The following is a 23,024-nucleotide window of genomic DNA, read 5'->3' on the forward strand; positions in this document are numbered from 1 at the left end:
TTTATGTATCCATTCTTACAATTTTTGGGGTAAATGTTCCTATTACTTCCACCAATTCTTGTTGATTCGCCATTACCTTTTTAATATTTTTATAGGCCATTGGAGCTTCATCAATTCCTCCTCCTATAAGAGTTACATCGTTCATTTTTAACTGATGTTTGATATCACTTTTAGTAAACTTTTCTTTACATTTTCTACGTGAATACAAACGACCAGCTCCATGTGAAGCCGAATTAAGACTCTCTACTTTACCTAAACCACGTACAATAAAACCTGGCGCTGTCATAGAACCTGGAATAATACCTAATTGCCCTTTATTAGCTGGTGTAGCTCCTTTTCTATGCACAATTAATTCTTGATTATTTACTTGTTCTTTCCAAGCGAAATTGTGATGATTTTCAATTTTAGCAATAGCTTTAGCTCCTAACAATTTTCCTATTCGTTTATGAATATTATCATGACACGCCTTAGCATAATCTCCAGCTAAATTCATTGCTAACCAATATTCTTGTCCGTCATGTGTATTCAAATCTAACCATGCTAAATGTTGAACATTTTTGGGTAAAGGACATTGTTTTGCTGCCAAATAGGTATAGTGCTTTGCTATATTTGCTCCTAAACCTCGACTTCCACTATGCGTTAATAAGCCAATATATTCGCCAATTGGTAATTGAAATTCATTGTTCTCATCTGTAATATTTACAATTCCAAATTCAACAAAATGATTTCCACTTCCAGAGGTTCCTAATTGTTGATATGCCTTTGTTTTTAACCGCTTAACTAAAGGAATGTCCTTAAATTCTGAACGCTCAAATATTTCATGATCATGTTTTACCTTGTGTGTTTCTCGCATACCGAACTTTGTGTGTTCTGAAAGGATGCTTTCTAATTGATGTCTTTTTCCTTTTAAATAAGATGCTTTTATCGGATAGACAGTTAAACACATTCTACAACCAATATCTACTCCTACTCCATAGGGGATTACAGTGTTTTCAGTAGCTAGTACACCTCCAATTGGTAAACCATAACCTGAGTGTGCATCGGGCATTAAAGCGCCTTGTACAGCAATTGGTAATTTTAAAGCGTTATATAATTGATATTTTGCTTGATCATCTATTTCATTTTCTCCGTAAATTGTAAAAGGAGCTCTTGTATTTTTTAATTCGTGAAAACGAACTTCTACAGGCTTTAGTAATCCTTCTACTACTTTACCCCAAATAGCATTTCCTTGAAATCTATCAGGCTCAAGTAATACTTCTTTAGCCTCCTCTAAAATACGTTCCTTCTTTTCTCTTTTCCGGTATCTGTTAATTTGCCCTAAAGCAATATTGATACTATTATTTTTTGGAAACCCTAATTTTATTAGGTCTTTTCCTTTTAATTTATTTCCCATGATTTAATTTTGAGATGTTTGATTTTAGGGAATCAACTTTGGTTGACTCCTATTTAATCTCGAATGTACTCGAGCTAACACTTCGGGAAATCTTTAGAAAATAGCCATAAAAAAATCCGAAGTTTTTGCTTCGGACTTTTTCATATATAGTATAATTAATTATCTATTTGTGAAGAAAGTCGCGAAGTAAATACTGTACACTAGAACCTGGTTCTATTACTGTACATATGTTGATTTGAAATTTAAACATGTTACTTCGTTTTAAAATTGTTTTGTGCTTTATTGCGGTGCAAACATAAAAGGACTTTTTCAATTATGCAAATCAAAAACCAATTTATTTCACTGATAATCAACTGGTTATGTTTAATTTTAAACAAGAGGATACCTGTCCGCTTTTGTGCGGATATAATGAGTTTAGATAACTCTTTGATTTATTGTTATGTAGCTAAAACTTACACGATGTATTGGCATCTATTAGTTTTTGAAAAAAAATATAAAAAAAACGTCCAAAAAATCAATTTTGGACGCCTTTAATATGCTTTTTAAAGTTTTTAACCTAGAACACCGACCTAAAAAGTCGCAGTTTAGCGCCCATTTTATGTAATTTAATTATGCTCATAAGCTTTTTACTTTATTTTTATAAAATATAATTAATAATTTCTTTTTTAATAATGCCTATGGCATTGGAAGTATTTCTACTACTTTTCCATAAACATTTTTTGTCCATCCGTTAATTCTACCATGATTGTTACCAATCAATAATCCTCTTTTATCATTTTTACCTTTTACAAGATGTGTAAAACAATTTCCACGAACCTTGCAATAAACAATATCTCCAGCTTTACAATCTTTCCAATTAATAGGAGCTAATTTTACTGGTTGTTTAGATTTTAAAAGGGGTAACATAGAATTACCTGGTTCTTTTGATATAATGGTTTCTCCATTAGTCAATTTTTGAATTTTCCAATTCATATTACTATATTTTATAAATTATGTAACGCATTATTGTGTTACATATCTTATAAAAATTAGATAAGAACCTGTCAATGAACTAACGCAAAGATGAATAAAATACTTTTAAACTTCCAAATTTTGTTTGTAAAATTTAAGTCAACCCTAAAAAATTAAGAAGAGAATCATAAAACTTATTTGTTTTTCTTTTTTTCAGACTATAAGATTCTATATCCTCGTTATCTTTTTTAGCATAATTAAAATTGTTATAATTTTTATCTGTCAAAAAGTTATCCCAGTCTTCATTTTCTTTATAAAAATTAAACATGTCAATAACAATTTTTGAATATTCCTTTGTGTTTTTTATAATTTGCTCTTTATCTATTTCACTGTAACTATACCCCATTTCTGAAATAAAAATACTTTCGTTATTAAGTCTATAAAAGTTATAGAAAACATTGTATTCATAATTACTTTCCACATATTGATCAGAAAGGTATTTAAGACTATTGCCAAATTCTTCTATGTTTTCATATTGTATTATTTTTAAACAATTCTCATAAACATTTAAGCTTAATAGTTCATTTTTGGTGAAAAGCTTTTTTATTAAAGTATATAATTCTTTTTTCGAGTTTTTAGATTTATAGTTAATACTAACAATATCAAACAATAAACTATTACTACTAAATTCTGCTTTCTCGGTTAATTTATATATAAATTCCTCAAAAGTTTCAATATCAATTTTGTCTATCAAAACTTCATATGCTTTTTGTTTTAGTTCCTCTTTCATTTTAATGTTATTAATTACCAAACTGGTCGTTCACTTACTTTATTCTTATCTATACCTATAAAATATGGTGTATAACAATCTGCTACTAAAACGCCTACTTCTTGTTTACATTTTGGACAAAGTTGATTTAATCCATCTACTCCTGAGGGGCCACAACATCCTTGCATTTTCGTATGATTATAATGATTCTTTAAATTAATATTATTAACATTTAATAAATAAGTTATTCCTAAGTTTTCAAAATTCCAGATATTATTATTATTATTAATATATTTTCCAATTGGAATTAAATCATATTCATCTGCATAAATAACCTCTTTATTTATAGCTTTCACTAACCCTTCTACTAATAAATAATTACATTTTTTACAGTATAATTTCATAATCTATCTTTTTCTATTTTGTCTTCCTCTACGTTTCTTCCAAGGTGCATTTTTCTGCCAATCACCAGCCATAATACAGCCATATGGTAAAACTTCATCTATTACATTTCCTAAACCATACTCTTTCATTTGATTACGTACTGTTTTAGCGTTTTTATAAGCTGAAGGTAATTCAGTAATATCAATTTCTTCTGAGAAAAAACGAATATCTAAACCTTTTGTTTCTTCTTCGAATATTTCTTGTATTGTTCCTTTTTTACTTTTTCTATGTTGTGTTCTACTCACATTTCTTCCTGCTCCATGTGGCGCAAAACCTAAATTATTTTCAGTTGTATTTCCTTCTACAATTAATACTGGTTCAGCCATATTTAAAGGAATCAACCTTGGCCCAGTAATATCAGGCATAAATTTAGGATTTAATGGCGTTGCTCCTTTGGCATGATAGAACAAATCACCATCTCTAAAAACAAAATTATGCTCATTCCAAAATCGATTTTCTTTTATAAGTCCTAATTTTCCTAGAGTTGCATCATGCAATACTTCATGATTCTTTTTAGTCCATTTACGTATAATTTGTAGTGCTTCCCAATAATTCTTTCCTTCTTCAGTTTCAAATGGAATCCATGCGTTTTGTCTTAAAGTTTTAGGAGATAATTCTTTTCTAAATTGCTCAGCTATATGCATTCCTCGTTTATATAAATTAGCTCCAAATCCCCTACTTCCATGATGTGTAACCATCATTGTATTTCCTGTTTTTTTAGACCTACCAACAAATAAAAAATGATTCCCATCTCCTTGTGTTCCCAAATGACTTCTAGCTGCAGAAATCGATTTTTGATTATTTAGAAATGGATTAGCTTCTATTTCAGCTAATAAATCCATGGGAAAACGAAATTGGGTATTTCTATCTCTACCACCAGATCCAAAGTGAGTTATTGAATGTGCAGCATCTAAAACATCTTTAGGATTAGCTTTTCCAAAATCTGTTAACATTACTGAACAGCAAATATCAGCACTATGCATTCCTGGGTGTATGGCATTTTTCGCTACTACAATCCCTCCTACAGGAATAGTTCCTGAGGGACCAGTTGGACAAGCGTCTGGCATGATTGCTCCGTTAACTATTGTTGGAGTTTTCATCAAGACTTCCATAGAAGTAACTACAGAATTAACATTAGTTTCTTCTAATTCATTTTCAGCCTTTATATTTACTTTAAAATCCATTGGATTATCCAACAATGGTATCTCTGGTCCTGATTTAAATTGTTCTAAATACTCTAATATTTCACTTTTAGATAGCTCATTTTTATTTATATGCTCTAGAGCTTCTGGAAACCATTTCCCTGGTTTATGTCCCCATGCTATTAATTCTTTTCCTGTTATTTTCATTTCATTTTTCATAATTTTCATTTTTTGTGCTCCACAAACTCCTTGTTTTGTGGAGCGATTACTGTTAAGAATTTCTTCTTTTTTTATGATTCCGGTACAAATATTCAACTAAGATGCGCAATCTTTTTGCGTAGTAGGGATTATTTTCTAATTTTATCAAAAAATTGATATAAATGAATTTAGAACAACGTTTTTCAGAATTGATATCTAAGTATACGAATGATGCTACTATTAAAGAATTACTATGGAAAGAGATAGAAACAAATTATTCTGAAAAGCATAGAGCTTACCATAATCTTACGCATTTAAAAGAGATTTTCAATTATGTTGATACTTATAATGATCAGATTGAAAATATAGATTTAGTATCATTCTCTGTATTTTATCATGATATTATCTATAGCATTTGGAAAAAAGATAATGAAGAAAAAAGCGCTTTATATGCTCTTGATTGTCTTTCTAAAATTAATTTATCTTCTAATAATTTAGATACTATTCACAAACAAATCATAGCCACTAAAACACATGAAGCAAATGACAGTGATACGAAATGGCTTATTGATTTTGATTTAGGAATTTTAGGTACTTCCTCCGATACTTATTTTAAGTATACTAAGTTGATACGAGAAGAATACAAATCGGTTCCTAATTTTCTTTATAAAAAAGGACGTAAGAAAGTATTGCAACACTTCATTAATAAGCCCTTTATTTATGCTACAGCAACGTTTAGAGATTTATATGAAGAACAAGCAAGAACGAATTTGAAAAATGAATTAAAAAGCATTTAGGCATCGTTTTTGTTTAATTGGCTTTACTATGAAAAATAAAATACTACTATTAATTGCTATAAGTGTAAACATTTATTCAATTTATTCGCAACAGTTAACTACATCGCAAGAAAAATACTTGACTGATTTATTAACAAAAAAAATTAATCTCCAGAGAAAAAAAATGGGGATACATTTATTAGAAAAAGACATAAACCTTGCTAAAGCTGCAAAACTTCATGCTGTTTACATGTCTAAATCTAATAATGTAACTCATTCTCAAAAAAGTGAAGAACTAGAAACTCCTTATAAAAGAGTTTTAAAATATTCTGACTCTTTTACATCTGTTGGTGAAAATGTATTGAAAACAAGATCAATAAAGCCTCCTTTTTCTAATAAAAAACTAGGGTTAATTGCTAACTTAATGTTTAAAGCATGGAAAAAATCGCCAGATCATTATAGTACCATGATTGGTAGTGAATTTTCTTATGCTGATTTTGGATTTTCTTATAATATCAAAAAAAGACAGTTTTTTGTAGCCCATGTTTTTGGTAACAAAATTTATAAAGTTCCAAATCAATTGTCTAAAGATGCATTTGGTATAAGAAATAATACTGATTGTAAATCTCTTCATAGATTCAATAATATTATTGCAAGCATGGGAAATAATATTTCTATTGAAGAAAATGAAATAATACTTAGATTTCATAATAAAGAAATCTTTAATACTATTTTCAGTGATTCATGGGATGGTATTGCTGTTGATTTAGTAACTAAAGATCAAATAAAGTGTGGTGTTAAAAATAAATTAGATTCCTCACCTATTTATGATGGTGTATTGTTACCTCCATTTTATAGAGACGAGTTAATTTCTAAAAATAAAGCTAAAGGGGATTATCGAGTAGTAATTTCATTGGGCAAAATCCCAGATTTTTTAAAGGATAAAACAATAGCACCCAATATAATTATTATAAAGAGGCGTAATAAATGTGCTTATAAAATACCAGTTACAATTCCTTCAAGTGAATATAATCTTATTCCAATTAAACCTAAGATATTTATACCTAATATAAAGCTAAAAACTGAAGGAGTATCATTTGTAAAAGAGATATACTTTGACTTCTATTCTTCTAAAGTTACAGCTCATAAAATCACTCCTATAAAAGTTAATAAAGACAAAACAAATTTAATTGATATTAAAAGTTTTACATCTATTGATGGAACGTTTAAAAATAATCAATATTTGTTTAATAAACGAGCTGCTTTTATAAAAAAGTATTTAAATAATAACTTAAAGCTTAATCAAATTAAAATTGTAACTGAAGCTAAAGAAAACTGGGAATTATTTGATTTTCAATTAGAAATTTATGGTTTGGGTAAAAAACTTAATAGCTCTAAAAAAGAAAAACGTAAACTAGCAAATACAAAGTTGAAAAATAAATGGAAACAACAGTTTGAAAATCAACGAAAATCTAAAGCTATTATTTTTGAAAAAGGAACTTGGACGGCTACGGATAAAAACCATGCTTACTATAATTTAATAAATGCTTTATTAAATAACGATATAAATATTGCCAATAAAGCTCTAGCGACTTTATATAATCAGAAAAATGACCTTAATTATATCTTAGATCAAGATTTTATTTTAGAAAGGTTGTTACATCAAAAAGATTTAGTTCAAAATACAAGTGCTTTAATAATTAAGAATATTAATTTTTATCAAATAGACACTATAATTTATTATATAAACTATTGGTTGAAAAATTATGATAAGCTTAATTCTGGTGCACAAAAAAACTTATTAAACCTTTATTCAATAACTGCAAAACAGTTATTAATGTTTTGGGATACAGATAAAAAAAGATTGGCCAGAGTATTGCACCCAGAGAAAGTAGATAAGTTATTTTCTCATTATAAAGATAGTGAGGAAATTGATCCACTGTATTTAAATTATCAAATGGCTATAATTAATTATTATGGACAAATTAATAATTACCAAAAAATAAATGACTCATTTGTCTTTATAACAGATTATTATAGCAAAAAATCGTCAAGTATTGAAGATGATATTAATTTAGCCTTGTTCTTTAATCGTTGGAGTATGTATCATTTAACTATTAATTTATTATCTAAAGCATACATAGATGGTAAATTAAATGAAGATGCTAGCTTTATTTTGGCTCAAACTTTAATTGCTTATCCTGATAAACAAGAAAAGATTTTATTGAAAATGATACAACAAAAAGCTATTAAGTATAATAAAAACAGATGGTGTAATTGGATTAATAGAAATTATCAGAATTTACGCTTCGATTATATAAAAGATTTATACTGTTCAACTTGCAATAAAAATTAAATATGGCTTCTAATAAAAATGCGCTAATTCGATATAAAACAATAGATCAATGTTTGCGAAATAAAATGAAACGTTGGACTTTGGATGATTTAATTGATGCTTGTTCTGATGCTTTGTATGAATATGAAGGCAAAGATGTTTATGTAAGCAAGCGAACTGTTCAATTGGATATTCAATCAATGCGAAGTGATAAACTAGGCTACAATGCTCCTATTGAAGTATATGATCGTAAGTTTTATCGTTATTCTGAAGAAGAATACAGTATTATGAATATTCCTGTAACAGATAATGATATTCAAATTATGAATGAAGCTATTCAAGTTTTACGTCAGTTTAAAGATTTTTCATTGTTTAAAGAAATGGATGGTGTTTTACAGAGATTAGAAGATTCTGTTTATGCTTCACAAAAAACAAATCGAGCAATTATTCATTTAGATAAAAATGAACAATTAAAAGGTTTAAAATATATTGATCCTATTTATGCAGCCATTCAAAATAAAAAAGTTATAACAATTACGTATCAATCATTTAAAGCTCGTAAAGCAAGTAATATGACCGTGCATCCTCAATTATTGAAGGAGTATAATAACAGATGGTTTTTATTAGCTTCTCATAAAAAACAATATATCACTCTTGCTCTAGATAGAATATCAAATATAGTACAGGAAGAGAGCCAAGAATACAACGATTTGCAAATTGATGGAGATATATATTATAGAGATGTAATCGGTGCTACAGTGGCTAACACTAGAGCACAACGCATTGAATTTTGGATTGATAAAGAGAATGCACCTTATGTTATTACCAAACCTTTTCATAGAAGTCAACGTTTAATTAAACGAACCGATGATGGAGTAATATTCAATATTTTAGTTCAAGTTAATTATGAACTGGAACGTAAAATCCTTGGTTTTGGTAACAGTATTGAAATATTAAAACCAGAACGTTTACGAAAGCGTATGATAGACAAATTGCATAAAGCAATTGAGAATTATACTTCTTAAGTTTCTGTTTGTTGTTTGAAATCTGATTATAATTAAATATAGGTCACTAGTACAAGTAACCTATGTTTAAGAAAGTTATTAGTTTATAAATTAATTTTTTACAGGAGCTTTTTCGCTATTTATTTCATTTTGTAACGATGCTATTGCCCCTTTTAATTCCTCATTATAACTTTTTAGCAATCATTTGTTCCCCATTTTCAGTAATTGTAAAACTATCTATATCAGTTGCATTATTCTTAAATATAAGGGACGCATTTCTATTAGCTATAGAAAATTTAGTTTCTGATTTAGGAATTAATTGCATTAAAGGTCTTCCTGGGAATTCTATATACAAACTACTTTGTTTTATTAATACTTTGATTGAATGTCCAGATTTTAATTGGTATTTTCCTATATACTTTTTTAATATGTTTTTAGAAATATTTATAGTTTTAGGAGTTTCATTAGTATATGCAATACCTAATTCTTTTAATGATTTTATCGAAGTAGTAATAGTAGGATCTAATTCTAATGCTTTTTTATAAGATTTAATAGCGCTTTTTGTATCGTTGATACTTTTATAACCATCACCTAATGAATCCCATAAATTAGCGTTATCTGGAAACAAATGGACATTTAATTTGAATAATTCAATCATCCAATTAGAAGATTGATTTTTTTCTAAAAGCATATAACCTATTTTGTTTAATACATTGGTGTCTGTAAATTTTGCTCCGTATTTCTGTTTAATTACAGATGATAATTCTTTTGATTGATTAACTTTATTTTTCTCAATAAAATCTAAGACTAAAAAATAAGGGCTTTTCTGAATAGGTTTAGGTGAATAATTTTGATCAAATAGCATTTTTTCTAATTCCCATGTAATTTCCATTTCTCTACTGTAAGCGTTTGTGAAAAATATTAATACGGTGTCTTCTTCTGGTAACCACATGAACTCATGAAAAAAGATACCATTTGACCCATTATGTGTTACTATTTTAGTTTTTCTATTTGAGTTAAAAATAGCCCAACCATATGCATAATGACTAAGATCGCTACCCTCCTGTTCTTGTATATAGGGAGTTGTTAAAAGTTTAATCGATGATTTTGACAATATAAGACTTGAGTTCAATGCTTGATACCACTTATACATATCTTTTGGTGTTGATTGTATTCCTCCATTTCCTTTTAAAGCCCAAGATATGTTACCCGATTTTTGAAAACGGGGAATCATAGCTCCCCAATTTCTAATTCCATTGACATAACCGTTTGCTAATTTTTTATTTCCCCATTTAGGCATTAAATAACCTGTATGCATCATACCTGATGGTTTAAACAAATATTCTAACAAAAACTCTTCATACTCTTGTTTAGAAACCAATTCAATAATACGTGCTAAAACACTATAACCAGCATTTGAATATCTATGTTCTGTTCCTGGTTTAAAACGTAATTTTGTATTGAACAACGTTTTAAAAAAAATATTTGTAGATATATCTTCAAAATCACCTATACCAATTCCTCCTACTAAACCAGAAGCATGTATTAATAATTGATGTATAGTAATGTTTTTCTTGTCTTCTGGTAAATTTTTAAAAAAAGTTGCTAATTTATCCGTTAGTTTTAACTTATCTAATTCTACTAATTTGAGAGTAGCTGCCGCAGTAAATTGTTTTGTTACTGACCCTGTAGAAAAAACAGTTTCAGAAGTTATAACTTCTTTCTTTTCTCTATTAGCTATCCCATATCCTTTGTTCAAAAGGATTTTTCCGTTTTTAGCTATTAATACAGATCCGGAAAAACCTTTTGCTTGTCCTTCAATAAGATATTTATCTATTTTCTTCTCTAAAGCCTTGTTATTTTTATCTAAAGATTGAGAGTAATTAAGTTTAGTTGTTAAAAATAGAATTAGAATGATAATTTTTATTGTTGTTGATTTTGGTTGATTTGAAAACATAATTTTAATTTTTATTACGTTTTATTCTTTCTACAAACTTTTTCAAGATGTTTTTAAAAATATTCAAGCCTCTTTTAACAAAGTTTTTTTCAAAATTGCTAATACTTCTTTTGATAAACTCCATATCTCTTTTTATAGAGTCTTTTTCAAACTGGCTAATGTTTCCTTTAATAAATTCTAAATCTTTTTTAATTGAGTTTCTTTCAAACTCCGTTGTTTTACTTTTTAATTCAATGATTAATTCTGACATAATTATATTTATTTGTTTACCTTGAGATGATTTATTCCATATGTTTTTTAAATCATCCCAAGCTTCTTGTTGTTTAGTATCCATATGACTTTATTTTAGAGGTTATACAATCCAATAATATTTTACGTATTCGCTTCATTTTTACTGCAATATGATTTTCAGTTAAATCCTTTGTTTTAGCAATTTCTTTATAAGCCAATCCTTCTAAAGAGAGAATTACAATTGATTTATTTTTAGGAGTTAATGCTGAAATACAATTTTGCAATGCTTTGTATTTTTTGTCTTCTAAGGCTGTTGTTGTTGTTTCTTTTGAAGTAAATTGAATAGCATCTAAACGTATTGTTTTGTAATTCTTTTTGTTAAGCTTCTCTTTTGAACGCATACACACATTTAAAGTAATTCTGTAAATCCATGTATCAATACTAGATTTTCCTTTAAATGAAGCATATGACTTCCAAATTTGGTACACTACTTCTTGAAACAAATCTTCAGGTTCTATAGGGTTTACAGCATAAATTCTACAAATCCTGTATATCTTTTCTTTATTGATTTCTATAACCTGTTCGAAAGTTTGATTTTTTTGATTTTGCATATAATTTCTTTTCTCTCTATTTATTTAGTACAGAAAGTTTTAAAATATGACAGAAAATTTGAAAAATATTTATTCTTATGTAAAAAATTATAAAATACTTTAATGTTTATTGATAATATAAGCCTTACAAAAATTAGCCAATTATTAATTTTAATAATATTTTTAAGAGATTTAAATTAAACAAATGAAAAGAATACTTGTTACTGGAGCCTCAGGAAGATTAGGTAAAGAAATTGTTTTACTACTTAGAAATAATAACTATGAAGTTATAGGTATTGATTTAATTGAAAGCGAAACTACAGATGAATTAATAGATATTCGAAATAAAAAAAGTATACTTAAAATTAGTAAAGGAATGGATGCTATAATCCATACAGCTGCTTTACATGGAAAACATACAGATTTAAACTACACGCGAGAACAATTTATAAATACTAATATAAATGGTACTAATAATCTTCTTTTTTCCTGTGTACAAAATGATATAAGTAAATTTATATATACAAGTACTACATCTATTTATGGCACTGCTATGGTAAATAGTACTCAGGCTGTTTGGGTTGATGAAGATTTAATTCCAGAACCTAGAGATATTTATGATATAACCAAATTAAGTTGTGAATTACTTTGTAAAGATTATTTTGAAAAAGAAAAAATAGAAACAACAGTTTTAAGAGTCTCTAGATTTTTACCTGAAGACGAAAATATCAAAGCAAATAACAGAATTTATAGAGGCTTAGATGAAAAAGATGGAGCTAAAGGACATTTATTAGCTTTAGAGAAAAAGTTTGAATCATTCGAAATTTATAACATCTCTAATGATAGCCCTTTTAAAAAGGAAGATTTAATAAAATTGTATACAAATCCGAAAGAAGTAATTAGTAAATATTATCCACAGGCTATTGATTACTATAAGAAGAATAATTGGGAGTTTTTGCCTAGTATTGACAGAGTATATTCTATAGAAAAAGCTAAAAAGGAATTGAATTATAAACCTTTAAAGAACTTTGACTCTTTAATAAATAACTGATTACTAGTTTAATATATTCTAAAATAATTTTCTTAGTTATAAGGATATACTAAAAATTTATATTGTTCTGGACTGCTAGAAATTTTTGCGAAAAAATCTTTATTTACTGTCATATTAAGTTCTAATTCAGGAAATTTAATATCATATTTATTTCCATATACCTTAACTAGTCTTACTAAAATTGGTTGAGCTTTCATTATTTCTTTAATTTTTAGCTAAGATACCATGCATATCTACTTAATTTTAAAGGTATTAGGTTAAACAGATTTAAGTATCGACGAAATGAAGAAAACGTTCGATAAACTAAAATTGAATTATATAATTGTATTACAGGTTTTTATATATTAGTTTGGCTTTTAATAGATTTAAAAACCAAACTAATAATACTTTTAGATTAAAGACATTGTATTCATAGCACAATGTGCAATAATAAGAGGCCATAAATTTCTACCAAACTTCACATAAGCTATTCCCATAATAATTCCAACCAAAGCTACTGACAAAGATCTGTCAGAAATATCATATGAATGTCTAAAACCCCATATACATGCTTGAATTATGATTGCTAAAGTTGTTTTAAACGATGTTTTTTCAAAAAGCTTCTCTAACCAAGTAATTAAAAAAGCTCGCTCTAGTAGCTCTTCTAATGCCGATTGAAGCCAAATAAAAATTATAATAGAAAATACATATCCATAATCCCCATTACTCAACGATTTTCCTGATTTTATTCCTCTAGTAGGATTCTCTTTAACTAATGAAAAAGATTCTTGAATAAATTTAAAAATAATAAATGTAGCTATTATTGCTAAAAATAAAAGTCCTGCCTTTAAAATCGTTAAAGGTATGTTTTTAGGCCTTTTCAAACCTATTGATTTCCAAGTTACTCCTCTCCTATGCATCTGCCATGTAGCCACAATAAAAGTTGTTCCTGAATATAAAAATCCAGTTACTAAATAATGTGTATTGGGGATATATGTTTCTCTAATTAGAAACATTATACTTATATAGATAATTAGGTCTAATAGATAACTTAATTGATGATTTTGTTTTATAAAACTGGTCATATCTTACAAATTATAAAAACTTATTCATCTGTTTCCTAAACCTTTCTAGCGTTGTTTTATACGATTCTAATGATCTGTGTGAATGCTTTTTTGCTAATGCTACAGCTTTTTCATAATTCTTAAGAGCTAAACTATATTGCTTATTTTTTTCATAAGCCTCTCCTAAACTATCATAAACATTGGGTTCATCAGGAAATAAATGTACATTCAATTTGAATAAGCTTATTGCAAAGTCTATTTCTTTTTCTTTTAAAAATTCATAGGCTATAATATTTAACCTCTGAGGATGTCTGAGTGAATATTTGTTATTATTAATATAATTAACAATAGCATCAAATGAGATAAGGCTTTTAATTTTATCCATGTTTTTATAGATAAAAAAACGTAACCTTTCTTTTGGTAAAGGGTATTCTTTATTATAGAGAATCCCTTCGATTTGACGTACTATATTTCTAGATATCAAATCATAATTAGATAAGGCTATAATGGTATACTTATCTTTAAGATATCTTGAAAAGTATGAGGAAAAACCTGGCATACCACCTCCATGACCCACTACTTTATTACCTTGTCTATTTTCAACTTGAAAAGCTAAACCATAGGTTACTTTTAAAGCTTTAAACATTTTTTTCTTAGATGTTTCATTAATTAAAGTTGAATTATAAAGCCCTTGATCAAACTTTAGCATATCTTTTACGGTAGATAAAATACCACCATCTGGAAATGGAGAACTACTGTTAAAATTATTATTATAATATTTTCCTGAAATAGATTTCATATACCCTGTAGCTCTATTATTAACAACTTCATCGCCAAACTTCATTACCGTATTCTTCATTTTTAAGGGGGCAAATATATTTTTAGTAATGTATTCTGAATATGATACCCCCGTTATATTTTCAATAATAGCTCCTAATAAAATCATTCCTGAATTGGAATAAGAAAATCTTTTACCTGGTTCTTTAAAGATTAATTTTTGTTGATATATGATTGGTAATAAATCGTTAATCTCTTTAAATCGATGTCTGTCAGATCTATAATCAGAAGCTCTCATATAATTTCCAACTCCAGATGTATGAGATAATAGATGAAATATTGTAATCTTATTTCCAAAAGGAAAGTCTTTAAGATACTCTATAACAGGATCATTAATATTTAATTTCCCTTGTTCTTCTAATTGCATTATGGAAACACCTGTAAACATTTTTCCCATTGATGCAATATTGAATTTTGTATCTATTGTATTTTTTATACCATAGCTTTTATTAGCATCTCCACATGCTTTTTGATAAAGAATTTTACCATTTTTAGCTAATAAAACAGTTCCTGAGAATTGATCTAATTCAATATATTTTTGAATGGATTGATCAATTTTTGCATTGAAATTTTGAGCATAAAAGTTGGATGTTAAACAAATGATTAGATAAACAGCTATTTTATTCATAGGTATATAATTTTATTTCTATTTCGAAGTTGAGAAATTTGATTTTTCTACTAAAATAAAATATACCTAGAAGCGTTTTTTATAGAAGTTTAACTATTTTCTATCTACTTTAAAAAATCACCTTCTATAAATTTTTGGAAATTTTCTTTATACTTTTCTGAGATAGGAATGTATTTTTCACCGAATACAATTCGATTTCTTTCTACGGTTGTTATCATTTTTAAATTAACTAAAAATGAACGATGTACACGCATAAAGTATTTGTTAGACAATTCTTCTTCAAGCGATTTCATACTTTTTAAAGTCAGATATGGTTTTTCTGAATTAACTGTATAAAATTTTAGGTAGTCTTTCAATCCTTCCACATAAATAATGTCTTTCAGATTTATTTTAATCAATTTATAATCTGATTTGATGAATATATAATCATCCATTGAAGTTTTACTAGGTGCACTATTAAAAAATAGCTGTTTGGCTTTGTTTGCTGCTGAAAAAAATTCAGTATAACTTATTGGCTTTACTAAATAGTCAATAGCATTTACCTTATAACTTTCGAGTGCAAACTCTTCAAAAGCAGTAGTAAAAATGACATTTATATTTTTATTTAAAATCATTTTTGAGAATTCAATTCCAGACAAATTAGGCATTTGAATATCAGTAAAAATTAAATCTATATTTTCATTTTCTATGATTTCAAAAGCTACAATAGCATTATTGCATTTAGCTTTTAACTCTAAAAATGGAATGGAATTAATGTAACCTTCTAATAAATTTAAAGCTAAAGGTTCGTCATCAATCAAAATACAAGATAGTTTCATTCTTTAAATTTAAGTTTTAATTCGGCGATGAATAAATTAGCTTCTTCTTTAACTTTTAGTTCAAACTTCTTTGGATATACTAATTCTAATCGTTTTTTTAAGTTTTCTAAACCAATACCAGAGTCAGTTACTTTTTCTTTTTCAGGGAATGAAGAATTTATAACCTTATAATTTATATACTCTCTGTCTATACTTAACTCTACATTGATAAAACTAGGTTTTACAGCATCTATACCATGTTTAAATGCATTTTCTACAAATGAAATTAATAACAAAGGAGCTATTTGTATTGGCTGATTTATGATAGGGAAGTTCTTTTTTAGTGTTACATTAGATGATACTCTTAATTGCATTAATTCAATATAACGTTCTATAAATTCAATTTCTTTAGTTAAAGAAACCTTGCTATTAGAGGCTTCATGCAATAAATAACGCATCATTTTGCTCATAGTATGTATAGATTCTTTAGCTATTTCAGGAGCTGAATCAACTAATGCATAAATATTGTTCAACGTATTAAATAAGAAATGTGGTTGTACTTGGTATTTTAAGTATTTAATTTCTGAATTTAATTGTGTTTGTTTTATTTGCTCTAGTAATAATTGACTTTTACGAAACCTTGTATTAACCTTTAAACCAAGGCACATTCCAATACTTAAGATAATAGGTAAAATTAATTGGATAGTAGTCATTGCTCCGTTTCTTACTTGTCGTACAATTTTACCATCAACTGTGGGGTGGAACAAACTTGATTTTAGCGTATGTCGTAATAAAACATAAAGTAATATAATTAACAGAATGTTGAGTATATAGAATACCGGTTTCTTATTTCTAAAGAAAAAAAGGTCTACTAAAACAAAGTAATTTATATAAAAAGCAATAAAAATGCATGTTAGCGATACCCAGTTTCTGTGAATAAGGTACTCTTCATTTAATGAAGCTAAGGGGTAAGTAAACAAAAGCAGCCATATTAATATATGGAATAAAATTTTTAAATACTTTCTTTCTTGAGCGTCTATCATAATAAAAAACTAAGGTAAAATAATCTACCTTAGTTTTTATTATTTTATAGATGTTCTTTTATTTTTTATAGACGTTTAAGAAGATTTTATCTATCTAAAGTAAACAGTTTAGTAATCTTTTTAGCTTCTCTAATTCCACTTAAATAAGCTCCATGGACAGTACCTCTATAATCTACGATTGTGTGTTCTCCTGCAAAAAATATCTTATTATTAATTGATTCTTCAAATACTTCAAAGTATTCAGGAGTTGTACCATTTGTTGCAAATGAATATGAACCAAATGCATATTTATTCGTATTCCACTTAGTTCTTAAAATATTAGTAGGATTTGGAATGTTGGAACCATAAATAGCTCTCAAATTTGTCATTATCTCTTGAGTTACTTCTTCATCAGACATGTGTTCTGTCTTTTTAGAAAATTCTCCAAAAGCAAAAGTCATTAAGGCATTTATTGGAGCAAACTTATTCATATTCATAAAATAATTAAACTTTCCTCTTTTTTTAGGAGTATAACCAATGTATTGTAAATCAGTATTCCAAAAAGGTTTTTCCCAAGTAAGTAAAAATTTATTTACTGAACCCATCTCTAAACCTTCAATAGCTTTTTGAGTTTTTTTAGGAAGTGATGGTATAAAGGTTATATTTTTATTCTTTAAAACACCTAAAGGGACTGTTACCAATACAAAATCTGCTTCATATGTATTTTCATTGGTGGTTATAAAAACAGTATTGTTAGTATAATTAATATGGCTTACGTTATTATTCAATCTAATGTCTATCCCTTCAGCTAAATAATTGGTTAAATTATCATATCCATTAGTTATTATAAGGTCATCTCCACCAAAAGCTTCATCATCATAAAAATAAGTAGATGATAATTTATAAATATCTCCTCCTGTATCGAATTCTAAATAAGCAGAAAGCATATAAGTCCAAAGATTATTATCTATATATTTTGGGAATTTTTTATAAAACCTTTGACCAAAACTTTGGTTTTTATTTCCTCTAATTCGATTTATTTTCCTGTTATATTTTCTTTCTTGTCTCTTTAAAAATTTAGCTTGATACTTAGTTCCGTCAATATTATAAACTTCCACATTATCATCATCAGTTAAAAATGTTTTAGTCTTAGATAGCTTTGCTATAGTTCTTATAGGATTACCTTTTGGACCATGAATCCAGCTTGCACCTTCATCAAAAGCGATTCCTAAGCTCCTATCTGTTTTTAACCTGCCTCCTACTTTATTTTGGGCTTCTAAAACAATAGGATTAATACCTTTTTCTTTAAAATATTTTGCGGCAGCTAATCCTGAAATTCCTGCTCCAATTATGATTACTTTCTTTTCCTTATTTTTTAGAGTTCCCTGCTTTTTATTGAAAGAAAACAAAGAAGTAGTTGTTAGTATAATTGCTATAATTGAGTTCATAAAACCTTAGTTTTTTTCTAAGATTAACTTAGCCGTATTGTAACCAGATAGTATAGCTCCCTGTACCGTTGATCGTTCTTCATTTAAATCATACGTTTCTCCAGCAAAAAACACTTTATTTTGAAGTGGTTTATTTAATTCTTTTAAACTTGAAGTATCAGTTTCATTACTGGTCCAAGCACCTAAAGTATATACTTGTTTACCCCAGTTCTTAATTAAATATTTACCTAAATAATGTTTTGAAGCTTTTCCATCATATATTTCATCTAATTCTTTAAGTACTTCTTTGATGATTTCTTCTTGACTCCCCAACTGATAGTACTTTTCAGCTGAAATACCTGTTGAAAGCAGCCCTAATACATTATCCTGACTATTTTTATGATAAGCTACATCATAAAAAGTTTTTTCTCCATTTGAAGTCTCGCAAGCAATCATATTTGGGTAGAATTTTTCTGAAAACTTCAAGAATAATTTAAAACCAGGTAAAAATTCTACAGATTCTATTGCTTTTATTTTGTTAGATGTTAAAGCTGGAATAAACTTGATTGCTTTTGATTTTAAAACCCCAACAGAAACAGTTAAAATTACTTTGTCTGCTTGATATTCTTTTCCTTTTTCTGTCACAATTTTAACTTTACTTCCTGTGTAATCTATTGTAGTGACTTTTGTGTTGTAAATTATATTATGTTTTACATTTTTAGCAAAATTATTATCTAAATAATCATGCCAAGTTGTATTTTTAAATTTATATTCTGTAAAAAGCGAATAAGCATATTCTAAACTTGTTTTAGATACTTTTTCGTAATTCTTTCCATCAAAAGAGTATACATTCATTGGTTGGTATAAAATAGTTTCAATACTAGGTTCTTTACCTTCCTTTCCAATTAATGTGTTTAATATAGATTTATCCGCATGAATCCATTCGGCACCTTCATCTATAGGAAAATCGGCAAAATCATTGTTTTTTTGAACTCTTCCTCCATAATGATTGGTAGCTTCTAAAATTTTATAATTAACACCTTTACTATCTAGCATTTTAGCTGCTGCTAAACCAGCAGCTCCAGCACCTATAATAATTACTTCTCCTTCAAAATCATTATGTTTTATAACATCCTTTTTCTCATTACATGAAACCATTGTTGATGTTAGAAAAAATATACTTAAAAAAGAGATTAAAGTGCTATTTAAAAGTTTACTCATAACCTTTGTTTTAATATTTAGAGGCAAAGGAATAGAGAAATCTTTTTTATTTTGTTTTAACTCTTAAGTCGAGACAAATATTAAATAAAATAGTTGTGTTAACTTATAAATAAGTACAAGTAAACATTTAATTATGTAATGATTACATTTTAGAAGGTGTTGTATTGTGAATTTTCTTAAAAGCTGTGTAAAAAGCAGATCTGGAATTGAATCCAACTTCAAAAGCAATGGATTCGTATGTGTAATTTTTATATTTAGGATCTTTTAAAATTTTCATAGCCTCTTCTATTCTGTAGCTATTTATAAACTCATAAAAGTTTTGTTGAAAGGACTCATTAATTACTTGGGAAAGATGATGAGAAGGAATATTAATAGCTTCTGATAATTCTTTAATACGTAATTTGGGTTTTAAATAAGGTTTATACTCCTTCATGAATTGTAGTAAGCGCTCTTTAATATCTTTTGAAGCTTCATTATTCAATCCTGAACTAGCATACTTTACAGTTTTCTCTTCTGAACCGATATCAGTTACGAGTGATAAATTTGTTTTAGATAAATTATTTTCTGCAATGTATTTGTGAGAAAGAATAGCATCTACTGCAATCAATAGTAAAAATACACCACTCAATACTTCTAATAATGAATAAATAAGTTTATTGTAAGTAATCCCATAATAAGTTAAAAAAGTTAAAAGAAACTCTAAAACATATAATCCAATACATATTTTAATTAAAACTTGTGTATAATAAAGGTTGGAATTTCTAATATTAGACAATTGTGTTTTTAATTTTAAGTTATAAATATCTAATTCTCTTAAGGCTTTAAGTAAAAAGTAAATATTTACAACTAGATAAAAATTCCATTCCCATATATATGCTGAAGTATCAAATACTACATTCTTTTCTAAAGTCAATTCAACTAACTTATTAGATGAATTTTGAAGAAAAATTGGAAGATAGGTTAGTAAAGCAAAAACAAAAGGAATAAAAAGTAAAAAATCCGTCTTTTTAAAGTAAAAACATTGATGCACTTGATTTCTAACATAGAGAAATAAAAGCAAACCAAACAACATAAAAAAAGGTTCGTTAGTATCTATCAAATAAGGAAGCTTTTTAATAGCGCCTGTTTCCACTAAAGCTGAAATAAAAGAATCAAAAAGCGATAATAAAACAAACAACAATAAAGGAAAATATCGCTTGCTTTTATATGTTAGACGAATTAAAAAAAAGAATAAAATGAATGCAAAAAGAACTTCAATAGTAAGTAGTACATCCAAAAAAATTAAACCTTTTAACATTGTTAACTTGTAATTGCTATGAACAACAAATCTACATATAAAATAAAAAAAGCATCCTTTTTTCTAAAGATGCTTTTTATTGTTGCATTCTTACAATGTCCCCACATTCTATAAATACGAAGGCAAATATAGTTTCCTATATAATTGCTTCCTGGGGAAAAACCCCTTTTTATCACAAGTAATAATCCTAAAAAATATAAAGCTTATTTCATTGTACTTTTTTTAAAGTATTTTGAATTTGAAATAGTCTAAAAAACTATATTCGCGGCATGTGGATGTATTTAGGTTTATTGGCCGCTCTTTTTTTAGGATTACATAATTTATGTAAAAAACATGCTGTACAAGGAAACGAAGTTTTTCCTGTACTTTTAGGTACTATTTCTTCTGGTTTTTTGTTTTTAGTACCGTTTTTTATTGGTTCTATATTTTATCCTGAGTATACACAGAAAATTGGATTTCATATTAGTAATATTCCTTGGAAAACTCATAGTTTTATTTTTATAAAGTCAATGATTATGACTTCTTCATGGATATTAGCTTATCAGGCATTAAAGCATTTACCTATTACTATTGTTACACCAATTCGTTCTGCTGGTCCTTTTTTTACTTTTATAGGCGCTATTGTAATTTATAAAGAGAGTCCTAACTTATTACAGTGGATTGGTTTTTTCCTTATTATATTATCAGTTATTCTCTATTCTAAGATTGGAAAAAAAGAAGGAATCAATTTCAAAAGAAACAAATGGATTTTTGCCATTATTGGTGCTACATTTTTAGGAGCTTCTAGTGGTTTATACGATAAATTTTTAATTCAGAATTTAAGTTTAAACCCACAAACACTACAGTTTTGGTTTTGTTGGTATACGATACTCATTTTAATTGTTATTTTATCAATTACCTGGTTTCCATACAAACAAAAACGAAAAGATTTTAAATGGAGATGGACAATTATTGCTGTTGGGGTTTTATTACAAACTGCCGATTATTTTTATTTTAAAGCTCTTCAAGATCCTGATGCTTTAATAATGTTATTATCAGCTATAAAACGTAGTCAAATAATTATTGCTGTTGTATTAGGTGGACTTGTTTTTAAAGAAAAAAACAAACGGAAAAAGTTAGTTCCTTTAGCAGGTATAATGATAGGTGTGTTTCTAATTTTATATTCTTAAAAAAAGAAAAGAAGCCTGTCCCCCCGGAATGCTTCTTTTCTAAACTCTTAATTAAAATTGTTAAAAATGTATATCAAACTTTTAATTATACTGTAAAGATAGTTTTGAATTAGGATTAAAATTTTAAAATTAGATGAGATGAATTAATCCTTAGACGAGTTGCTTTCTTTTTTAAGTAAAGTGAAAAGAAATACTGTTGTTATTTATTCGTTTGAACCATTGGACCTAATTTTTCTCCTCCAATCAAATGCATATGCAAATGAAAAACAGATTGTCCTGCATCTTCATTGATATTCATTGATAAGCGATAGCCAGTTTCTGCAACACCTTTTTCTTTAGCTATTTTTTTAGCCACTAAAAACAATTTACCAAGTAACATAGCATCTTCTTCATTAATATCGTTAATAGTAGGGATTTCTTTTTTGGGTACTATTAACACATGTACTTTGGCTTGTAATCTTAATGGTAGAAAGGCAATTACATCTTTATCTTCATACAAAACAGTCGCTGGAAGTTCTTTTTTTATAATTTTAGTAAATACTGATCCTTGATTGATTTTTCTTTCTTTTTTAGCTTGATACTCTTTAGATTGAGCAAATCCCACAAGAAATTGAAATATAAGAATGATTGTAAAAAGATGTTTGTTCTTCATGTTCTAAGTTGAGTTTAATTATATTTTAATGATGCCTCAAAATAAACAAAAAGATATAATATACTTTTATATAAAAACGGAGAACATATT

The 23,024-nt window shown here is 27.4% G+C and carries 22 protein-coding genes; 5 read left to right on the top strand and 17 right to left on the bottom strand.

Translation table 11 applies throughout. The features are described from left to right. Position 1: 1 nt before the first annotated feature. The 5 genes from Q0958_RS06765 to Q0958_RS06785 all read right to left on the bottom strand — a co-directional run bounded on the left by Q0958_RS06765 (position 2) and on the right by Q0958_RS06785 (position 4,906). The gene (locus tag Q0958_RS06765; protein ID WP_299121405.1) at positions 2–1,393 is read right to left on the bottom strand and encodes an RtcB family protein; all 1,392 of its coding nucleotides are present in this window, start codon (positions 1,391–1,393) and stop codon (positions 2–4) included. A 675-nt stretch (positions 1,394–2,068) separates the two neighbouring features. Beyond that, on the bottom strand, positions 2,069–2,365 hold the full coding sequence (locus Q0958_RS06770) for a phage repressor protein (RefSeq protein ID WP_150898627.1): 297 nt from the start codon (positions 2,363–2,365) through the stop codon (positions 2,069–2,071). Positions 2,366–2,498: 133 nt separating this feature from the next. Continuing rightward, entirely contained in the window at positions 2,499–3,134 is a 636-nt protein-coding gene (locus Q0958_RS06775; protein WP_299121411.1) for a hypothetical protein, read from the bottom strand. 14 nt (positions 3,135–3,148) lie between these two features. Next, positions 3,149–3,517 (bottom strand): hypothetical protein, encoded by a 369-nt coding sequence (locus Q0958_RS06780; protein WP_299121414.1) that lies wholly within the window; start codon positions 3,515–3,517, stop codon positions 3,149–3,151. 3 nt (positions 3,518–3,520) lie between these two features. Continuing rightward, on the bottom strand, positions 3,521–4,906 hold the full coding sequence (locus Q0958_RS06785) for an RtcB family protein (protein ID WP_299121754.1): 1,386 nt from the start codon (positions 4,904–4,906) through the stop codon (positions 3,521–3,523). Positions 4,907–5,079: 173 nt separating this feature from the next. Between Q0958_RS06785 and Q0958_RS06790 the strand changes: the two genes are divergently transcribed. Genes Q0958_RS06790 through Q0958_RS06800 form a run of 3 tightly spaced genes read left to right on the top strand, consistent with a single transcriptional unit; the run spans position 5,080 to position 9,033 of the window. Then, complete coding sequence (locus Q0958_RS06790) at positions 5,080–5,694, top strand: hypothetical protein (RefSeq protein ID WP_299121416.1); 615 nt, start codon at positions 5,080–5,082, stop codon at positions 5,692–5,694. A 28-nt stretch (positions 5,695–5,722) separates the two neighbouring features. Next, on the top strand, positions 5,723–8,029 hold the full coding sequence (locus Q0958_RS06795) for a CAP domain-containing protein (RefSeq protein ID WP_299121419.1): 2,307 nt from the start codon (positions 5,723–5,725) through the stop codon (positions 8,027–8,029). A 2-nt stretch (positions 8,030–8,031) separates the two neighbouring features. Next, positions 8,032–9,033, top strand: coding sequence for a WYL domain-containing protein (locus Q0958_RS06800; RefSeq protein WP_299121421.1), 1,002 nt, complete (start codon positions 8,032–8,034; stop codon positions 9,031–9,033). Positions 9,034–9,196: 163 nt separating this feature from the next. Here Q0958_RS06800 and Q0958_RS06805 read toward each other — a convergent pair whose 3' ends face one another. From Q0958_RS06805 to Q0958_RS06815, 3 genes are read right to left on the bottom strand one after another with little or no spacing between them, the layout of a single operon-like run. Continuing rightward, the gene (locus Q0958_RS06805; protein ID WP_299121424.1) at positions 9,197–10,969 is read right to left on the bottom strand and encodes a serine hydrolase; all 1,773 of its coding nucleotides are present in this window, start codon (positions 10,967–10,969) and stop codon (positions 9,197–9,199) included. A gap of 4 nt (positions 10,970–10,973) precedes the next feature. Then, entirely contained in the window at positions 10,974–11,303 is a 330-nt protein-coding gene (locus tag Q0958_RS06810; protein ID WP_299121425.1) for a hypothetical protein, read from the bottom strand. Continuing rightward, the gene (locus Q0958_RS06815; RefSeq protein ID WP_299121427.1) at positions 11,293–11,811 is read right to left on the bottom strand and encodes a sigma-70 family RNA polymerase sigma factor; all 519 of its coding nucleotides are present in this window, start codon (positions 11,809–11,811) and stop codon (positions 11,293–11,295) included. The genes Q0958_RS06810 and Q0958_RS06815 overlap by 11 nt, the downstream gene beginning before the upstream one ends. A 184-nt stretch (positions 11,812–11,995) precedes the next feature. Between Q0958_RS06815 and Q0958_RS06820 the strand changes: the two genes are divergently transcribed. Next, positions 11,996–12,841: an NAD(P)-dependent oxidoreductase gene (locus tag Q0958_RS06820; RefSeq protein WP_299121428.1), complete on the top strand. Its 846-nt coding sequence runs from the start codon at positions 11,996–11,998 to the stop codon at positions 12,839–12,841. 32 nt (positions 12,842–12,873) lie between these two features. On the opposite strand, the gene Q0958_RS06825 is transcribed toward Q0958_RS06820, so the two are convergent. The 8 genes from Q0958_RS06825 to Q0958_RS06860 form a co-directional block, all read right to left on the bottom strand. Then, positions 12,874–13,038 carry a hypothetical protein gene (locus tag Q0958_RS06825; RefSeq protein ID WP_299121429.1) on the bottom strand — a complete coding sequence of 55 codons (165 nt, stop codon included), beginning with the start codon at positions 13,036–13,038 and terminating at the stop codon, positions 12,874–12,876. Positions 13,039–13,230: 192 nt separating this feature from the next. Continuing rightward, positions 13,231–13,905, bottom strand: coding sequence for a CPBP family intramembrane glutamic endopeptidase (locus Q0958_RS06830; protein ID WP_299121431.1), 675 nt, complete (start codon positions 13,903–13,905; stop codon positions 13,231–13,233). Positions 13,906–13,915: 10 nt separating this feature from the next. Then, complete coding sequence (locus Q0958_RS06835) at positions 13,916–15,349, bottom strand: serine hydrolase (RefSeq protein ID WP_299121432.1); 1,434 nt, start codon at positions 15,347–15,349, stop codon at positions 13,916–13,918. A 104-nt stretch (positions 15,350–15,453) separates the two neighbouring features. Beyond that, on the bottom strand, positions 15,454–16,167 hold the full coding sequence (locus Q0958_RS06840; protein ID WP_299121434.1) for a LytTR family DNA-binding domain-containing protein: 714 nt from the start codon (positions 16,165–16,167) through the stop codon (positions 15,454–15,456). After that, positions 16,164–16,913 carry a histidine kinase gene (locus tag Q0958_RS06845; protein WP_299121435.1) on the bottom strand — a complete coding sequence of 250 codons (750 nt, stop codon included), beginning with the start codon at positions 16,911–16,913 and terminating at the stop codon, positions 16,164–16,166. The genes Q0958_RS06840 and Q0958_RS06845 overlap by 4 nt, the downstream gene beginning before the upstream one ends. Positions 16,914–17,275: 362 nt before the next feature. Further along, entirely contained in the window at positions 17,276–18,616 is a 1,341-nt protein-coding gene (locus tag Q0958_RS06850; protein ID WP_299121437.1) for an NAD(P)/FAD-dependent oxidoreductase, read from the bottom strand. A 6-nt stretch (positions 18,617–18,622) separates the two neighbouring features. Continuing rightward, positions 18,623–19,816, bottom strand: a complete 1,194-nt coding sequence (locus Q0958_RS06855) for an NAD(P)/FAD-dependent oxidoreductase (protein ID WP_299121438.1) — start codon at positions 19,814–19,816, stop codon at positions 18,623–18,625. 142 nt (positions 19,817–19,958) lie between these two features. Continuing rightward, complete coding sequence (locus tag Q0958_RS06860; RefSeq protein WP_299121441.1) at positions 19,959–21,092, bottom strand: AraC family transcriptional regulator; 1,134 nt, start codon at positions 21,090–21,092, stop codon at positions 19,959–19,961. Between the two features lie 290 nt (positions 21,093–21,382). Between Q0958_RS06860 and Q0958_RS06865 the strand changes: the two genes are divergently transcribed. Further along, positions 21,383–22,282: a DMT family transporter gene (locus Q0958_RS06865; RefSeq protein WP_299121443.1), complete on the top strand. Its 900-nt coding sequence runs from the start codon at positions 21,383–21,385 to the stop codon at positions 22,280–22,282. A 199-nt stretch (positions 22,283–22,481) separates the two neighbouring features. On the opposite strand, the gene Q0958_RS06870 is transcribed toward Q0958_RS06865, so the two are convergent. Then, complete coding sequence (locus Q0958_RS06870; protein ID WP_299121446.1) at positions 22,482–22,934, bottom strand: histidine triad nucleotide-binding protein; 453 nt, start codon at positions 22,932–22,934, stop codon at positions 22,482–22,484. Positions 22,935–23,024 lie beyond the last annotated feature (90 nt).

Source organism: uncultured Tenacibaculum sp., from assembly GCF_947499065.1.
Lineage (GTDB): Bacteria > Bacteroidota > Bacteroidia > Flavobacteriales > Flavobacteriaceae > Polaribacter.

What these genes read in the sequence shown, in the direction of transcription:
- Q0958_RS06785 (WP_299121754.1), bottom strand. Translation starts at nt 4,906, where the DNA reads ATGAAAATAACAGGAAAAGAATTAATAGCATGGGGACATAAACCAGGG.
- Q0958_RS06870 (WP_299121446.1), bottom strand. Translation starts at nt 22,934, where the DNA reads ATGAAGAACAAACATCTTTTTACAATCATTCTTATATTTCAATTTCTT.
- Q0958_RS06790 (WP_299121416.1), top strand. Translation starts at nt 5,080, where the DNA reads ATGAATTTAGAACAACGTTTTTCAGAATTGATATCTAAGTATACGAAT.
- Q0958_RS06805 (WP_299121424.1), bottom strand. Translation starts at nt 10,969, where the DNA reads ATGTTTTCAAATCAACCAAAATCAACAACAATAAAAATTATCATTCTA.
- Q0958_RS06800 (WP_299121421.1), top strand. Translation starts at nt 8,032, where the DNA reads ATGGCTTCTAATAAAAATGCGCTAATTCGATATAAAACAATAGATCAA.
- Q0958_RS06830 (WP_299121431.1), bottom strand. Translation starts at nt 13,905, where the DNA reads ATGACCAGTTTTATAAAACAAAATCATCAATTAAGTTATCTATTAGAC.
- Q0958_RS06840 (WP_299121434.1), bottom strand. Translation starts at nt 16,167, where the DNA reads ATGAAACTATCTTGTATTTTGATTGATGACGAACCTTTAGCTTTAAAT.
- Q0958_RS06865 (WP_299121443.1), top strand. Translation starts at nt 21,383, where the DNA reads ATGTGGATGTATTTAGGTTTATTGGCCGCTCTTTTTTTAGGATTACAT.
- Q0958_RS06820 (WP_299121428.1), top strand. Translation starts at nt 11,996, where the DNA reads ATGAAAAGAATACTTGTTACTGGAGCCTCAGGAAGATTAGGTAAAGAA.
- Q0958_RS06835 (WP_299121432.1), bottom strand. Translation starts at nt 15,349, where the DNA reads ATGAATAAAATAGCTGTTTATCTAATCATTTGTTTAACATCCAACTTT.
- Q0958_RS06815 (WP_299121427.1), bottom strand. Translation starts at nt 11,811, where the DNA reads ATGCAAAATCAAAAAAATCAAACTTTCGAACAGGTTATAGAAATCAAT.
- Q0958_RS06765 (WP_299121405.1), bottom strand. Translation starts at nt 1,393, where the DNA reads ATGGGAAATAAATTAAAAGGAAAAGACCTAATAAAATTAGGGTTTCCA.
- Q0958_RS06770 (WP_150898627.1), bottom strand. Translation starts at nt 2,365, where the DNA reads ATGAATTGGAAAATTCAAAAATTGACTAATGGAGAAACCATTATATCA.
- Q0958_RS06855 (WP_299121438.1), bottom strand. Translation starts at nt 19,816, where the DNA reads ATGAGTAAACTTTTAAATAGCACTTTAATCTCTTTTTTAAGTATATTT.
- Q0958_RS06850 (WP_299121437.1), bottom strand. Translation starts at nt 18,616, where the DNA reads ATGAACTCAATTATAGCAATTATACTAACAACTACTTCTTTGTTTTCT.
- Q0958_RS06825 (WP_299121429.1), bottom strand. Translation starts at nt 13,038, where the DNA reads ATGAAAGCTCAACCAATTTTAGTAAGACTAGTTAAGGTATATGGAAAT.
- Q0958_RS06810 (WP_299121425.1), bottom strand. Translation starts at nt 11,303, where the DNA reads ATGGATACTAAACAACAAGAAGCTTGGGATGATTTAAAAAACATATGG.
- Q0958_RS06795 (WP_299121419.1), top strand. Translation starts at nt 5,723, where the DNA reads ATGAAAAATAAAATACTACTATTAATTGCTATAAGTGTAAACATTTAT.
- Q0958_RS06780 (WP_299121414.1), bottom strand. Translation starts at nt 3,517, where the DNA reads ATGAAATTATACTGTAAAAAATGTAATTATTTATTAGTAGAAGGGTTA.
- Q0958_RS06775 (WP_299121411.1), bottom strand. Translation starts at nt 3,134, where the DNA reads ATGAAAGAGGAACTAAAACAAAAAGCATATGAAGTTTTGATAGACAAA.